The following is a 14,245-nucleotide window of genomic DNA, read 5'->3' as shown; positions in this document are numbered from 1 at the left end:
GGAGTCAGACATGATGCGAGATGCGGCCAACTTCGAGCCGACGGACAGCCGGGTCACACGCCCGGCGTTCTGGAACGCCCTTCCCGAGCGCTGGACCAGCGACGTCGAGGAAACGCTGGTGTGCTGCCAAGTGCGGCAGGAAACGCACGACGTGAAGAGTTTCTTCTTCCGTTCGCCGCAGGGCCGCTCGTTCTCGTTCGAGCCCGGGCAGTTCCTCACGCTCGAGCTCGACATCGACGGCGAAACGATCAACCGCTGCTACACGATCTCGTCGTCGCCGGCGCGGCCGCACACGGTGTCGATCACGGTGAAGCGCGTGCCGGGCGGCAAGGTGTCGAACTGGCTGCACGACAACCTGCAGCCGGGCGCACCGGTGCGCGTGCTCGGCCCGGCCGGCGAGTTCACGTGCGCACGGCATCCGGCGCGCAAGTACCTGTTCCTGTCGGCCGGCTCGGGCGTCACGCCGCTGATGTCGATGAGCCGCGCGCACCATGATCTCGCGGAGGATCGCGACATCCTGTTCGTGCACAGCGCGCGCACGCCGGACGACATCATCTTCGCGCGCGAGCTCGACCTGATCGCGTCGAATCATACGAACTTTCGCACGTCGTTCGTCGTCGAGCGCCTCGGCGCGCGCACGAACTGGCCGGGCGTCACGGGCTTCCTGACGCTGCCGCTGCTGAAGCTGATCGCACCGGATTTCATGGAGCGCGAGATTTTCACGTGCGGCCCCGCGCCGTACATGAAGGCCGTGCGCGACCTGCTCGACGAAGCCGGCTTCGATCGCAAGCAGTATCACGAGGAAAGCTTCTCGTTCGAGACGCTCGCGCAGACCGCGAGCGACGAACTGCTCGCCGATCTCGCACCGCCCGCTGACGGCGCCGACACCGATACGAAGCAGTACACGGTCAGCTTCGCAAAGAGCAATCGCGAGATTTCATGCGGCTCGGAGCAGCACGTGCTCGATGCGGCGCGCCAGTCCGGCGTGCGGCTGCCGGCTTCGTGCACGCAGGGCATGTGCGGCACCTGCAAGGTGAAGCTCGTGTCGGGGCAGGTTGAAATGAAGCACAACGGCGGCATCCGACAGCGCGAGATCGACCAGGGGATGGTGCTGCTGTGCTGCAGCAAGCCGCTGTCGGATCTCGTGATCGACAAGTAGTCGAAACCCGCCATCGGCTGTCCGGGTGCGTCGCACCCGGACAAGCATCCGTCGGAAAACAACGATACCGCGGATTTGTGGTTGAAGAACCTAGAGAGACAACGCGCACGGTGCGCATATCAAGGAGATCGACCATGAAGCTGTTCGGAAAACTGATGTGGACCGGCGCACTGTCGGCGATGGTGGCACTGAGCGCGTCGGCGCTCGCCGATACGAAGCCGACGTTGAAGATCGGCTACGTCGAAGGCTGGGACGACAGCGTCGCGACGTCGAACGTCGCGGCCCGCGTGATCGAGAAGAAGCTCGGCTACCAGGTCCAGCTCGTGCCGGTCGCCGCCGGGATCATGTGGCAGGGCGTCGCGCGCGGCGATCTCGATGCGACGCTGTCCGCGTGGCTGCCGGTCACGCACGGCTCGTACTGGGATGAATACAAGGCCAAGGTCGTCGACCTCGGCGCGAATTTCCCCGATGCCAAGATCGGCCTGATCGTGCCCGCGTACGTGAAGGCGAAGAGCATCGACGACCTGAATGCGGAGAAGGGCAGCTTCGGCGGCCGGATCGTCGGTATCGACGCAGGGGCGGGCGTGATGCGCAAGACCGACGACGCGATCAAGAGCTACGGCCTGAGCTACACGCTGATGCCGAGTTCGGGCAGCGCGATGACGGCCGAGCTGTCGCGTTCGGTCAACGCGAACAAGCCGGTGATCGTGACGGGCTGGGCGCCGCACTGGATGTTCGCGAAGTGGAAGCTGCGTTTCCTCGAGGATCCGAAGAAGGTGTTCGGCGGCGCCGAGCATGTCGACAGCGTCGTGAATCCGGGGCTTGAAACCAAGGCCAAGCCGGTTGTCGCGTTCCTGAAAAAATTCCAGTGGAAGCCGGGTGAAATCGACAGCGTGATGCTGGCGATCCAGAACGGCTCGAAGCCGGAAGCGGCCGCCGACGCATGGATTGCGGCGCATGCGGACCGCGTGAATTCGTGGACGGAAGGCGCGCAGTAAATCGCGACGATTCGCCGCAATAAAATAACGAAGAGACAGTCCGGGATTGATCGGAAGGATAACGAAATAATCGCACTGCGATGCGGTCATATCCCGGAATTATTTTTTTGATTCTGCAAAAAAGCCCGTAAATTGTTACACTACGGCCCTTGTGCAGAGTCATCACAGCTTTGCATCGGACCAGAGTAAGCGCTGAAGCGCTTACTCTGATCGAGAGGAGGAATTGGATGAGTCAGGCAGGACTGCGTGCGAACCGCACCAGTGACGTTGAGGCAACCATCTCACATGATTCGACGGGCCACACGCTGCATCGTGGCCTGACCTGGAAAGACGCTTTTTGGGTAACGAGCGGCGTGCCGGCTGGCGTGCTGTTCACGATCGGCGGCGTATGCGCGACGATCGGCCAGCCCGCGTGGGCGATCTGGATCGCCGCGATCACGATGGGGCTGATTCAAAGCGCGACTTATGCGGAAATATCGGGGCTATTTCCCCATAAATCGGGCGGCGCGTCCGTGTATGGCGCGATCGGCTGGGTCCGTTACAGCAAGCTGATTGCCCCGGTGTCCGTGTGGTGCAACTGGCTCGCGTGGTCGCCGATGCTCGCGCTCGGCTGCGGCCTCGCGGCGAGCTATGCGCTCACCAGTCTCTTTCCCGCCAACGCGGCGGTGCTGCAGTGGCAGCTCAAGATCGCGGATCTCGGGTTCATCAAGCCGGGTCTGTCCCTGCGGATCAATGCGACGTTCATCATCGCGACGATCCTGCTTCTCATCACGTTCAAGCTTCAGCACAGCGGCGCATCGAAGGCGGCGCGTACACAGCGCATCCTCGGCATCGCGTCGCTCACGCCGCTGCTGATCGTCGGCATCGTGCCGTTCGTCACCGGCGACGTGCCGATGTCGAACTTGCTCCCGCTGCTGCCGCTGGGCCACGACGCGCACGGCAATCTCACGACCGCGACCTTCGGCTCGTGGAACGGGCAGGGCGTCACGATGGCGCTCGGCGCGATGTTCATGGCCGGCTGGGCGTCGTACGGCTTCGAAACGGCCGTCTGCTACACGCGTGAATTCCGCGATCCGCGCCGCGACACCGCGAAGGCAATCTTCTGGTCGGGCGCGCTGTGCCTCGTCGTGATGACGCTCGTGCCGATGGCGTTCCAGGGCGCGCTCGGCACGCAGGCGATGCTCGATCCGTCGATCGGCGACGGCACCGGTGTGGCGGCCGCGATGGCGAAGATCGTCGGCGGCGGCGCGTGGGTCGCGAATGCGGTCGTCGTGATGCTGATGCTGTCGATCCTGCTGATCGTGATGACGTCGATGATGGGCTCGTCGCGCACGCTCTATCAGGCCTCGGTCGACGGCTGGCTGCCGAAGTACCTGTCGCACGTGAACGAGCACGGCTCGCCCACGCGTGCAATGTGGACCGATCTCGGCTTCAACCTCGTGTTGCTGATGATGTCGGACTACATGACGGTGCTGTCGATCTCGAACGTCTGCTACATGCTGTTCGTATTCCTGAATCTTCAGTCGGGCTGGATTCACCGGATGGATCGCGGCAACTGGGATCGGCCGTTCCGCTGCCCGACGTGGCTGCTCGTCGGCGGTGCGATCTGCGGCTACGCGAACCTCGTCTATGTCGGCGCCGGCGCGAACCTGCAGGGCGACGGCACGCTGCGCAACGGGCTGATCGCGATGCTGCTGATCGTGCCGGTGTTTCTCTACCGCCACTACTGGCAGGATCGTGGCCGTTTCCCCGCGCAGATGCAGCGCGACATGGAACTCGAAGTGCCGAAGCGCGCGATGTGGCTGAACCTGATGCCGTATGCCGCGCTGATCGGCGCGGGGCTGACGATCTGGCTGTCGTATTACTTCGCGTGGGTGAAGTGACGCGTCAGGCCGTGTAACGGTGCGCGCCGCCCGGAAACCGTACACGGGCGGGCGGCGCGATCGAGTTCTCGGCAGGCAACGAAGCAACGAAGCAACGAAGCCCGACCGGCTTGCAACCGGCCGGGCTTTTGTCGTTCGGGGCCGGCACCCTTGCCGGCGTTGGCGGCGCAAGTACGTGAGCGAGGCCGCTTGATTTTGGGAATGATCGGTTCTAATATCCGGACTCATGAGCCCGACCTCTCCCGGCTCCCGTGACAGGGGGCGTCCACGCGAATTCGACACCGACGAGGTGATCGATGCCGCCGCACGCGTGTTCTGGGAGCAGGGGTATCACGCCACGTCGATCGACACGCTGTGCGAGGCGACCGGCGTGTTTCGCGGCAGCCTGTACCGGACGTTCGGCGACAAGCACGGGTTGCTGGTCGCTGCGTTCGACCGTTACGCGGAAGGCGCGATCGCCCGGCTCAAGGAGCGTCTCGCGGCGGATCTCCCGCCGCGGCAGGCGCTCAGGGAGGCGCTGCTGTACTACACGGAAATCGGCGTACGGTTGTCGGAGCGCCGCGGCTGCTTCATCACGAATTCGGCCGTCGAACTGCTGCCCGGCGACGACGCGTTGCGGCCGTATATCGAATCGACGCTGCTGCGCATCGGTACGCAATTCAGCCTCGCCATCGCGCGCGGCCAGCAGTCGGGCGATTTCGACCGGAATCTCGATCCGGAAGAGGTCGGCCGGTTCCTGCTGTGCCTGGTCCAGGGCATGCGCGTGCTGGGCAAGTCGAGCGCGTCGGAGGCGGAACTGGCCTCGATCGTCGATATCGCGATGCGGGCGCTGACCTGATTTTTTTTGATTGTTTCGAGAATGATCGGTTTCAAATTGTGCGTATTCGGCGCACGACCGTCGAGCCCGTGAAGGGCCGGCAGATTCGGCAAGGAAGTTGAGGAGATCCCGCCGCTGCGCGCAGCCGTACCGGCGTCGTTGTTCAATTAATTTGGGAACGATCGGTCATGAATGGCGTAAATTTAGCAGTACCCGCCGCCAGCGCGTACGGGAAAGGCATCGCGGCATGTGTCTGCGCGACGATCCTGATGGGTGTGATGTTTCCGGTGATGACCGATGCGTTGCGGTACATCGATCCGTTCACGTTCACGTCGCTGCGCTATCTGGTCGCCGGCACGGCGTTCGTCGTGTTGCTGCGGATCGTCGAAGGGCCCGGCGCATTCCGCGCGGCCGGCGAATCCGTGCCGCTTGCGTGGCTGCTCGGCTCGATCGGCTTTTGCGGGTTCGGATCGTTCGTGTTCCTGGGCCAGCAACTGGCCGGCGACGAAGGGGCGCTGAGCGCATCGATCATGATGGCGACGCAGCCGATGATGGGGCTGCTGCTCAACGCACTGGTGCGGCGCGTCGCGCCCGCGCCGGTATCGGTGCTGTTCGTCGTGCTGTCCTTTACCGGCGTGGCGCTCGTCATCACGCGCGGCGACGTGATCGCCGCGCTGCACGAACCGCAGCATTACGCGGCCAATGCGCTGATCGTCGTCGGCGCGTTGTGCTGGGTGGTCTACACGTTTGGCGCGGCGCGCTTCACCGGCTGGTCGGCATTGAAATACACGACCTTCACGACATGCCTCGGCCTGACCACGATCATCGCGGTCAATCTGGTGCTGATCGCCACGCACCGGATCGCGGTGCCGTCGTTCGCCGCCGTACACGCGGTGCTGCCGCATCTTGCGTACATGGGGCCGGTGGCCGGCTTCGGCGCGATCCTGCTGTGGATGACGGGCAACCGGATTTTGGGGCCGATGAACGGCGTGCTGTTCATGGACGTTCTGCCGATCACCGCGTTCATTGTGTCCGCGGCGACGGGCGTGGTGCCCAATCACGCGCAGATCGCGGGCGCCGCGCTGACCGGCATCGCGCTGATTCTCAACAACCTGTACTTGCGGCGCCGGGCGCGGCGCGTCGCCACGGCGCCGGTGCGCGTACCGTCGGCGTCCGCATGACGGACGGTCGTGGCCGCCCGCTTACGAAAACACCACCGTCCGGTCGCCGTTCAAAAACACGCGCCGCTCGATGAACGCCTTCACCGCGCGCGCAAGCGTGATGGATTCGACATCACGCCCGACCGCGAGCAGTTGCTCGGGCCGCAGCGCATGATCGACGCGCTCGACGACCTGCTCGATGATCGGGCCTTCGTCGAGATCGTCGGTGACGAAGTGTGCGGTCGCGCCGATCAGCTTCACGCCGCGCGCATGCGCCTGGTGGTACGGCTTCGCGCCCTTGAAGCCGGGCAGGAACGAATGATGGATGTTGATCGCGCGGTTCGCGAGCTTCGCGCTCGTTTCCTGCGACAGCACCTGCATGTAGCGCGCGAGGATCACGAGCTCGGCGCCGCTCGATTCGAAGAAGTCGAGCCACTGCGCTTCCTGTTGCGCCTTGGTATCGGCCGTGATCGGGAAATGCCGGAACGGCAGCCCGTGCTGCACGGCGAGCGGCTCGAAATCGGCATGGTTCGACACGATGCCGACGATGTCCATCTTCAGCTCGCCCATCCGCCAGCGGAACAGCAGGTCCGCGAGGCAGTGCTCGAGCTTCGACACCATGATCAGCACCTTCGGCCGTGCGTTCACGTCGTGGATCGCCCATTGCGTGTCGCCTTCGCCGCCGCCGAGCGCGGCCGCGATCGGCCCGAATTCCTGGCGCAGCGCTTCGATCTGCAGCGTTTCATCGGTCGGATGAAACACGCAGCGCACGAAGAAGTGGTTGCTGAGATCGTCGTCGAACACGTTCAGCGCATCGACATAACAGCGATGGCGCTCGAGAAAGCCGACGACGGCGGCGACCTGGCCGGCCGCGCTCGGGCACGACAGCGTCAGGACGAATTGATCGGGGCGTGAGTCGGCGGTCATGAGATTCCTCGGATGTCATTGGACGCAACCCGCGTGGCGGCGCGACGGGGCGCCACGCTACGCGGGTAGCGGGAGGCTCAAGTTAATCAGGACGATTTGGGCGCGGATAGAACCAACCCGCCGTGTGGCTGGTATCGGCGCGCCAGCGCGGCCGGGCGGCGGCGGGGCTTCAAACGGGCGCTGGGGGCGGCGTCAGGCGGGGCGGGCGCGGCCGGTCCAGCGGGCGTCAGGCGGGTACCGGCCGGCCGGGCGGAGGCCGTTCAGGCCGGCGCGCACGCGTCGAGCAGCCAGCGCCGGAACACGTGGGTCGCGTCCGGCTCGGGCCGCTGCGGCGGGCGCACCAGGAAGTAGCCGCGCGACGTGACGACGGGCGCATCGACGAGCTTCACCAGCTGCCCGGACGCGACGAGTTCGTCGACCAGCGGCGACCAGCCGAGCGCGACGCCTTCGCCGAGCAGCGCCGCATGGATCACGAGCGCGTAGCTGTTGAAGGTCACGCCGCGCGCGGCCGCCGCTGGTTCGAGGCCGTGCGCGTCGAACCAGCCGGACCACGACAGCCAGCGTTCGGGGCGTGTCGGCTGCACGTGCAGCAGCGGCAGCGCGAGCAGGTGGTCGGCCCGCGCGACATGCGGGTGCGCATCGCGGAACGCGGGCGAGCACACGGGTGTGACGGATTCCGGAAAGAGCCGCGCGGCCGTGCACGACGGCCAGTGACCGTCGCCGAACAGGATCGCGATGTCGCCGTGGTCACGCTGCGCGTCGTAATCCTGTGACGTGACCACCCGCACGTCGACGTCCGGCATCACGCGCTTCAGCCCGGCCAGCCGCGGCATCAGCCAGTAGGTCGCGAAACCGAAGTCGGTGACGATCGTGAGTGCGCCGTGTTCGCGGCGCGCGCGCAGCGTCGCGGTCGCGCCGCGCAGCGTGTCGAGGCTCAGCCGCACCGCTTCGTACAGGCACTGGCCGTCGGCCGTCAGCGTGACGCCGCGCGGGCTGCGGTCGAACAGCGGCACGCCCAGTTCGGCTTCGAGCTGGTACACCTGCTGGCTCACGGCCGGCTGCGTCGAGCCGAGCTCGCGCGCGGCGGCCGTGAAGCTCGCGAGCCGGGCGGCCGATTCGAACGCGCGCAGCGCCTGCATCGACGGTAACGGTTCGGATTTCGACATAAGTCTCTCTAATGGCCCCATAAGGGCCGGACGCCTACCCGCGCGAATTCGGGCGGGCGATAGTGCATCGGACGGCATGGCACACGCGCTTCCCGGCCGCCACGCAACGCATTCCGCGATTCTAGCCAGCGCGGCGCGCACGCGTGGCACTTTCTGCGGGCCGCTTCCGTCATGCCGGACGTCTCGCTGCCCGAGCGGCGCGCCGTTCCATTCGAACACCGCTTTCCCCACGAACGCCGATGACGAACCCGACACCCAACATCCTGATCCTGATGGCCGACCAGCTCACGCCGTTCGCGCTGCCGGCCTACGGCAACCGCGTCGCGCGCACGCCGACGCTCGACCGGCTCGCCGAGCAAGGCGTGGTGTTCGACGCCGCGTACTGCGCGAGCCCGCTGTGCGCGCCGTCGCGTTTCTCGCTGCTGACCGGCAAGCTGCCGTCGGGGATCGGCGCCTACGATAACGCCGCCGAATTGCCGGCGCAAACGCTGACCTTCGCGCACTACCTGCGCGCGGGCGGCTACCGGACGATGCTGTCCGGCAAGATGCATTTCTGCGGGCCCGACCAGTTGCACGGCTTCGAGGAACGGCTCACGACCGACATCTATCCGGCCGATTTCGGCTGGGTGCCCGACTGGGATCGGCCGACCGAGCGGCCGAGCTGGTATCACAACATGAGTTCGGTGCTGGAGGCCGGCCCGTGCGTGCGCACGAACCAGCTCGATTTCGACGACGAAGTCACGTTCGCCGCGAAGCAGAAGCTGTACGACGTCGCGCGCGAGCGTGCGGCCGGGCACGATGCGCGGCCGTTCTGCATGGTCGTGTCGCTGACCCATCCGCACGACCCGTATGCGATCACGCGCGAATACTGGGATCTCTACCGCGACGACGAGATCGACATGCCGGCCGTGCGGCTCGATGCGGCTGAAAGCGACCCGCATTCGCAGCGGCTGCGCTTCGTCTGCGAGAACGACCGCACGCCGCCTTCCGACGCGCAGATCCGCGCCGCGCGCCGCGCGTACTACGGCGCGACGTCCTACGTCGACGCGCAGTTCGGCAGCGTGCTGGCCGCGCTCGAACAGTGCGGGTTCGCCGACGACACGATCGTGATCGTCACGTCCGACCACGGCGACATGCTCGGCGAGCGCGGGCTCTGGTACAAGATGACGTTCTTCGAAGGCGGCTGCCGCGTGCCGCTGATCGTCCATGCGCCGGGCCGCTTTGGCGCCGCGCGCGTGCGCGGGCCCGTGTCGCACCTCGACCTGCTGCCGACGCTCGTCGACCTGGCCGGCGCCGCGCCGGCCGGCGGCTGGCCCGACCCCGGCTGGCCGGACCCCGTCGACGGCGCGAGCCTCGTGCCGCACCTGCGCGGCACGCCCGCACACGATGTCGCGCTCGGCGAATACCTCGCGGAAGGCGCGGTCGCGCCGGTCGTGATGATCCGTCGCGGCGACTGGAAGTACGTGCATTGCCCGCTCGATCCCGACCAGCTCTACAACCTGTCGGACGATCCGCGCGAGCTGACGAACCTGGCCGGCGTGCCGGAAGCCGCCGACGTGCTTGCCGCGTTCCGCGCGGAAGCCGCGCGGCGCTGGGACCTGCCCGAGCTCGACCGGCAGGTGCGTGCGAGCCAGCGGCGCCGGCGCTTTCATTACAAGGCGACGACGCAGGGCCGCATCCAGGCGTGGGACTGGCAGCCGTTCACCGACGCGAGCCAGCGCTACATGCGCAATCACATCGAACTCGACACGCTCGAGGCGATGGCGCGTTTTCCGCGCGTCGGGCGCTGAGCGCCCCGCATCGCGAACCCAAACGAACGACGGAGGAAGCGGACGATGAAACGGCAATGCAATGCAGCAATCCGGATCGGCGCGGCGCTCGCCGCGGCCGCGTGCCTGGCGACGGCGCCCGGCGCGCGGGCGGCCGACCCGCAGACGTGCAGCGACGTGAAGATGGCGGCGCCCGGCTGGACCGACATCGACGCGACGAACGCGATGGCGGGCGTCGTGCTGAAGGCGCTCGGCTACCGGCAGGACGTGGCGAACCTGTCGGTGCCGATCACGTACCAGGGCTTGAAGAAAGGGCAGGTCGACGTGTTCCTCGGCAACTGGATGCCCGCGCAGGCGCCGCTCGTGAAGCCGTTCGTCGACGACAAATCGATCGACGTGCTGCACGCGAACCTGAGCGGCGCGAAGTTCACGCTCGCGGTGCCCGACTACGTGGCGGCCGCCGGCGTGCATACGTTCGCCGACCTCGCGCGCTACGCCGACCGCTTCGGCGGCAAGATCTACGGGATCGAGCCCGGTGCGCCCGCGAACCAGAACATCAAGCGGATGCTCACCGACCGCGCGCTCGGCGCGGCGAACTGGTCGCTGGTCGAATCGAGCGAGACGGGCATGCTCACGCAGGTCGAGCGCGCGGTGCGCGACAAGCGCTGGATCGTGTTTCTGGCCTGGGAGCCGCATCTGATGAACACGAAGTTCCATCTGACCTACCTGTCGGGCGGCGATGCGTACTTCGGCCCGAACTACGGCGGCGCGACGGTCAACACCGTCACGCGCGCCGGGTTCGCGGGCCAGTGCGCGAACCTTGCGCGGCTGTTCCGGCAGATGACGTTCTCCGTCGACGTCGAAAACCGGATGATCGCCGACATGCTCGACAACAAGACGTCGCCCGCGCTCGCGGCGCAGCATGCGCTGAAGGCCGACCCGGCGCTGGTCGCCGGCTGGCTGGACGGCGTGACGACGGCGGCCGGCGCACCGGGCCTGCCGGCCGTGCGCGCAGCCCTCGACGGTCGTTGATTCCCTCCCTCCTGGCGGCCGGTTTTACCGCGCCGCCTGTCTACGTGTTTTCCCGACCGGTCGCATCGTGACCATTTAGTGTCGCCTTCAGACGGGTGATGCGAAATATGGGTTTGTATTTTTCGCCAATGGCTGCGTTATTGCGAAAAACGAAATGCCGAAGCCAGCGGGCGTATTGAATTCGAATCCACCGGCGCATCGCGGCACGCGCCGGGACGAGATTCTATCCATCGAACGGTTCAGGGAGGGTGGTCGACAATGAAGCACACGAAAGTTGCCGTAGCCGCCGCGCTTGCATGCGCGGCCTGCATTCCCGCCATCGGGCACGCGCAGAGCAGCGTGACGCTGTACGGGATTCTCGACGCGGGCATCACGTACGTGAACAACACGGGCGGCTCGCACGTCGTCAAGTTCGACGACGGCGTCGCGTACGGAAACCGCTTCGGCCTCAAGGGCACCGAAGACCTGGGCGGCGGCCTGAAGGCCGTGTTCACGCTCGAGAGCGGCTTCCGCCTCGGCACCGGGCAACTCGGCTTCGGCGGTTCCGAGTTCGGCCGCCAGGCGTACGTCGGCCTGCAGAACGACTGGGGCACGCTGTCGTTCGGCAATCAGCTCGACATCACGAACGAACTCGTGTCGATCTACAACATCTCGGCGTGGGGCAGCGGCTATGCGATCCACCAGGGCGACTTCGACCGCTTCAACGGCGACCGCCTGCCGAACTCGGTGAAGTTCCTGTCGAACGACCTCAGCGGCTTCAAGTTCGGCGCGATGTACTCGTTCGGCAACGTCGCGGGCAACTTCCATCGCAACAGCGCATGGAGCGCGGGCGCGAGCTACACGAAGGGCGACTTCTCGGTCGGCGCCGCGTACACGCGCCTGAACAACCCGAACGGCATCTACGGGTTCGACCCGTACGCGATGATCGGCACGCACACGTTCCTCGGCCAGCAGACGGTGACCGTCGATCCGGCGACCGGCGCGCGCACCGACCTGTTCGCGAACACGGCGATGGACGTCGACAGCCAGGGTACGTTCGGCATCGGTTCGAGCTACACGATCGGCAAGCTGACGCTCGACGCCAACTTCTCGTACACGACGATCAAGGGTTTCGGCCAGTCGTCGCACATGCAGGTATATGAAGGCGGCGGTCTGTACCAGTTCACGCCGGCGCTGAGCCTGATCGCGGGCTACCAGCACACGCGCTTCGAAGGCCATCACTGGAACCAGGGCACGGCGGGCCTGCACTACATGCTGTCGAAGCGCACCGACGTGTATATCTCCGGCGACTACCTGCGCGCGTCGCAGGGTGTCGATGCGGTGATCGGCTACAGCTTCACGCCGTCGACGACGCAGACGCAGGCCGACGTGCGGATCGGGATGCGGCATTCGTTCTGAGCGGGGTGGTGTGGGGCGGCGACGTCCTCAGCGAGGTCTCTCTTTGGCGCGAACCGAGGTTCGCGCTTTTTTTTTGCCGTGCGTCGGGCGGGTCCGGTCCACGGCAGGTACACGGCCCGTTTTTTGGGGTTGGCATATCATCGCGGTTTGGCCGCGTCCGCACCGTCGTCGCGCGCACGCACCGGCGTGCGTCATCGTTGTCCGAACGGTTGCAGGGCGCAGCGCCGCCCGCCCAGACTCCGATGACCGACCCCGTGCCCGACTCCAGTCCTTTATCCCCGTTACCCGCGAACCTGTTCCGCCGCGCGTCGTTCCAGCGTTTCTGGGGCACGCGCGTGATGTCTTCCCTGGCTTTCCAGATCCTGTCGGTCGCAATCGGCTGGTATGTCTACGCGCTCACGCACAGCGCATTCGCGCTCGGTCTCGTCGGCCTCGCGCAGTTCGTGCCGATGTTCGCGCTGACGCTCGTCGTCGGGCAGGTGGCCGACCGCTACGACCGCCGGCGCATCGCGACGATTTGCCAGGGCGTCGAAGCGCTGGCCGCCGGCGTGTTCCTGCTCGGCGCCGTGCAAGGGTGGCTGGCCGCGCCGGCCGTGTATGCGCTCGCGGCAATCGTCGGCACGGCCCGCGCGTTCGAGTCGCCGTCGGTGTCGTCGTTGCTGCCGGCCGTCGTGCCGCGCGCCGACCTGCCGCGCGCGACCGCGCTGTCGACCTCCGCGAACCAGGCCGCGCAGATCCTCGGGCCCGCGTTCGGCGGGTTGCTCTATGGTGTCGGCGCACCCGTCGCGTTCGGCACGAGCGTCGCCGCATTCGTGATCGCGGCGGTGCTGAGCAGCACGATTCCGCTGCGCAGCGCGCCGCCGGCCCGCGAGCCGGTCACGCTGCGCTCGGTGTTTTCGGGGATCGCGTTCATCCGGCGCGAGCCGGCGATTCTCGGCGCGCTGTCGCTCGACCTGTTCGCGGTGCTGTTCGGCGGCGCGACCGCGCTGCTGCCGATCTACGCGCGCGACATCCTGCAGGTCGGCCCGTGGGGGCTCGGTGCATTGCGCGCGGCGCCGGCCGTCGGCGCGCTCGCGGGCACGCTGTGGCTCACGCGTTTTCCGCTGAAGGGGCGGCCGGGCCGCGCGATGTTCGGCGGCGTGATCGCGTTCGGCATCGCGACGATCGTGTTCGGGTTGTCGCGCCACTTCGCGCTGTCGCTCGTGGCGCTGGCCGCGCTCGGCGCATCGGACGTGATCAGCGTCGTCGTGCGCCTGTCGCTCGTGCAGCTGCGCACGCCCGACGAGATGCTCGGGCGCGTGAGCGCGGTCAATGCGTTGTTCATCGGCACGTCGAACCAGCTCGGCGAATTCGAATCGGGCGTGACGGCCGCATGGTGGGGCGCGCCCACGGCGATCGTCGTCGGCGGCGCGGCGACGGTCGCGGTGGCGCTCACGTGGATGCGGCTGTTTCCTCAGCTCACGAACATGAAGTCGCTCGAGCGCGACGCGTGACTTGTGTCATGCGTCACGCGTCCTGCGTCACGCGTACGGCCGTGCCGTAGCAGATGACTTCCGTGACTCCCGAACCGATTTCGGTCGAGTCGTAGCGCATCGCGACGATCGCGTTCGCGCCGAGCTTGCGCGCATCGGTCAGCATCTTGTCGAAGGCCTGCTGGCGCGCCTTCTCGCACAGCGACGTATAGAGGGTGATGTTGCCGCCGAAGATCGTCTGCAGCGATGCGCCGAACGAGCCGACGATCGAGCGCGAGCGTACGACGATGCCCTGCGCGACGCCGAGCGAGCGAACGGTCGTATGGCCGGGCAGGTCGAACGCGGTCGTGACACGCGCGGGCGACAGATCGTCGATGGAATGGGAGAAGTCGGTCATGGCGGGAAGCGGGTAGCGAAGTGGTCGAACGGGGATTCTATCCGGACGAGCCCGCGCCCCCGGTTCG

General features: G+C 66.7%; 12 protein-coding genes. 9 read left to right on the top strand and 3 right to left on the bottom strand.

Annotation, left to right across the window (positions count from 1 at the left end; genetic code table 11):
• Positions 1-10: 10 nt before the first annotated feature.
• The 5 genes from HWX87_RS17980 to HWX87_RS17960 all read left to right on the top strand — a co-directional run bounded on the left by HWX87_RS17980 (position 11) and on the right by HWX87_RS17960 (position 6,038).
• Positions 11-1,159 carry a hybrid-cluster NAD(P)-dependent oxidoreductase gene (locus HWX87_RS17980; protein ID WP_176048371.1) on the top strand — a complete coding sequence of 383 codons (1,149 nt, stop codon included), beginning with the start codon at positions 11-13 and terminating at the stop codon, positions 1,157-1,159.
• 134 nt (positions 1,160-1,293) lie between these two features.
• Positions 1,294-2,157, top strand: a complete 864-nt coding sequence (locus HWX87_RS17975; protein ID WP_176048370.1) for a glycine betaine ABC transporter substrate-binding protein — start codon at positions 1,294-1,296, stop codon at positions 2,155-2,157.
• A gap of 227 nt (positions 2,158-2,384) precedes the next feature.
• Positions 2,385-4,040: an APC family permease gene (locus HWX87_RS17970; protein ID WP_176048369.1), complete on the top strand. Its 1,656-nt coding sequence runs from the start codon at positions 2,385-2,387 to the stop codon at positions 4,038-4,040.
• Between the two features lie 226 nt (positions 4,041-4,266).
• Positions 4,267-4,878 carry a TetR/AcrR family transcriptional regulator gene (locus HWX87_RS17965; protein ID WP_176048368.1) on the top strand — a complete coding sequence of 204 codons (612 nt, stop codon included), beginning with the start codon at positions 4,267-4,269 and terminating at the stop codon, positions 4,876-4,878.
• A gap of 167 nt (positions 4,879-5,045) precedes the next feature.
• Positions 5,046-6,038, top strand: a complete 993-nt coding sequence (locus tag HWX87_RS17960; RefSeq protein ID WP_176048367.1) for a DMT family transporter — start codon at positions 5,046-5,048, stop codon at positions 6,036-6,038.
• A 21-nt stretch (positions 6,039-6,059) separates the two neighbouring features.
• On the opposite strand, the gene purU is transcribed toward HWX87_RS17960, so the two are convergent.
• Both purU and HWX87_RS17950 read right to left on the bottom strand, forming a co-directional pair.
• Positions 6,060-6,944 carry a formyltetrahydrofolate deformylase gene (gene purU / locus HWX87_RS17955; protein WP_176048366.1) on the bottom strand — a complete coding sequence of 295 codons (885 nt, stop codon included), beginning with the start codon at positions 6,942-6,944 and terminating at the stop codon, positions 6,060-6,062.
• 260 nt (positions 6,945-7,204) lie between these two features.
• A complete protein-coding gene (locus HWX87_RS17950; protein ID WP_176048365.1) occupies positions 7,205-8,110 on the bottom strand; it encodes a LysR family transcriptional regulator in 906 nt (301 codons plus the stop codon).
• Between the two features lie 239 nt (positions 8,111-8,349).
• Between HWX87_RS17950 and betC the strand changes: the two genes are divergently transcribed.
• The 4 genes from betC (at position 8,350) to HWX87_RS17930 (ending at position 13,802) form a co-directional block, all read left to right on the top strand.
• Entirely contained in the window at positions 8,350-9,900 is a 1,551-nt protein-coding gene (betC, locus tag HWX87_RS17945) for a choline-sulfatase (protein ID WP_176048364.1), read from the top strand.
• A 45-nt stretch (positions 9,901-9,945) separates the two neighbouring features.
• Entirely contained in the window at positions 9,946-10,911 is a 966-nt protein-coding gene (choX, locus tag HWX87_RS17940; RefSeq protein WP_176048363.1) for a choline ABC transporter substrate-binding protein, read from the top strand.
• Positions 10,912-11,169: 258 nt separating this feature from the next.
• Positions 11,170-12,309, top strand: a complete 1,140-nt coding sequence (locus HWX87_RS17935) for a porin (RefSeq protein WP_176048362.1) — start codon at positions 11,170-11,172, stop codon at positions 12,307-12,309.
• 242 nt (positions 12,310-12,551) lie between these two features.
• Positions 12,552-13,802, top strand: coding sequence for an MFS transporter (locus HWX87_RS17930; protein ID WP_176048361.1), 1,251 nt, complete (start codon positions 12,552-12,554; stop codon positions 13,800-13,802).
• Between the two features lie 13 nt (positions 13,803-13,815).
• Here the strand turns inward: HWX87_RS17930 and HWX87_RS17925 are convergent, their stop codons facing one another.
• Entirely contained in the window at positions 13,816-14,178 is a 363-nt protein-coding gene (locus HWX87_RS17925; RefSeq protein ID WP_176048360.1) for a YbjQ family protein, read from the bottom strand.
• Positions 14,179-14,245 lie beyond the last annotated feature (67 nt).

Origin of the sequence: Burkholderia sp. BCC1644 (assembly GCF_902833225.1) — a bacterium.
Lineage (GTDB): Bacteria > Pseudomonadota > Gammaproteobacteria > Burkholderiales > Burkholderiaceae > Burkholderia.
This window is presented reverse-complemented; position numbering and strand designations above follow the sequence as displayed.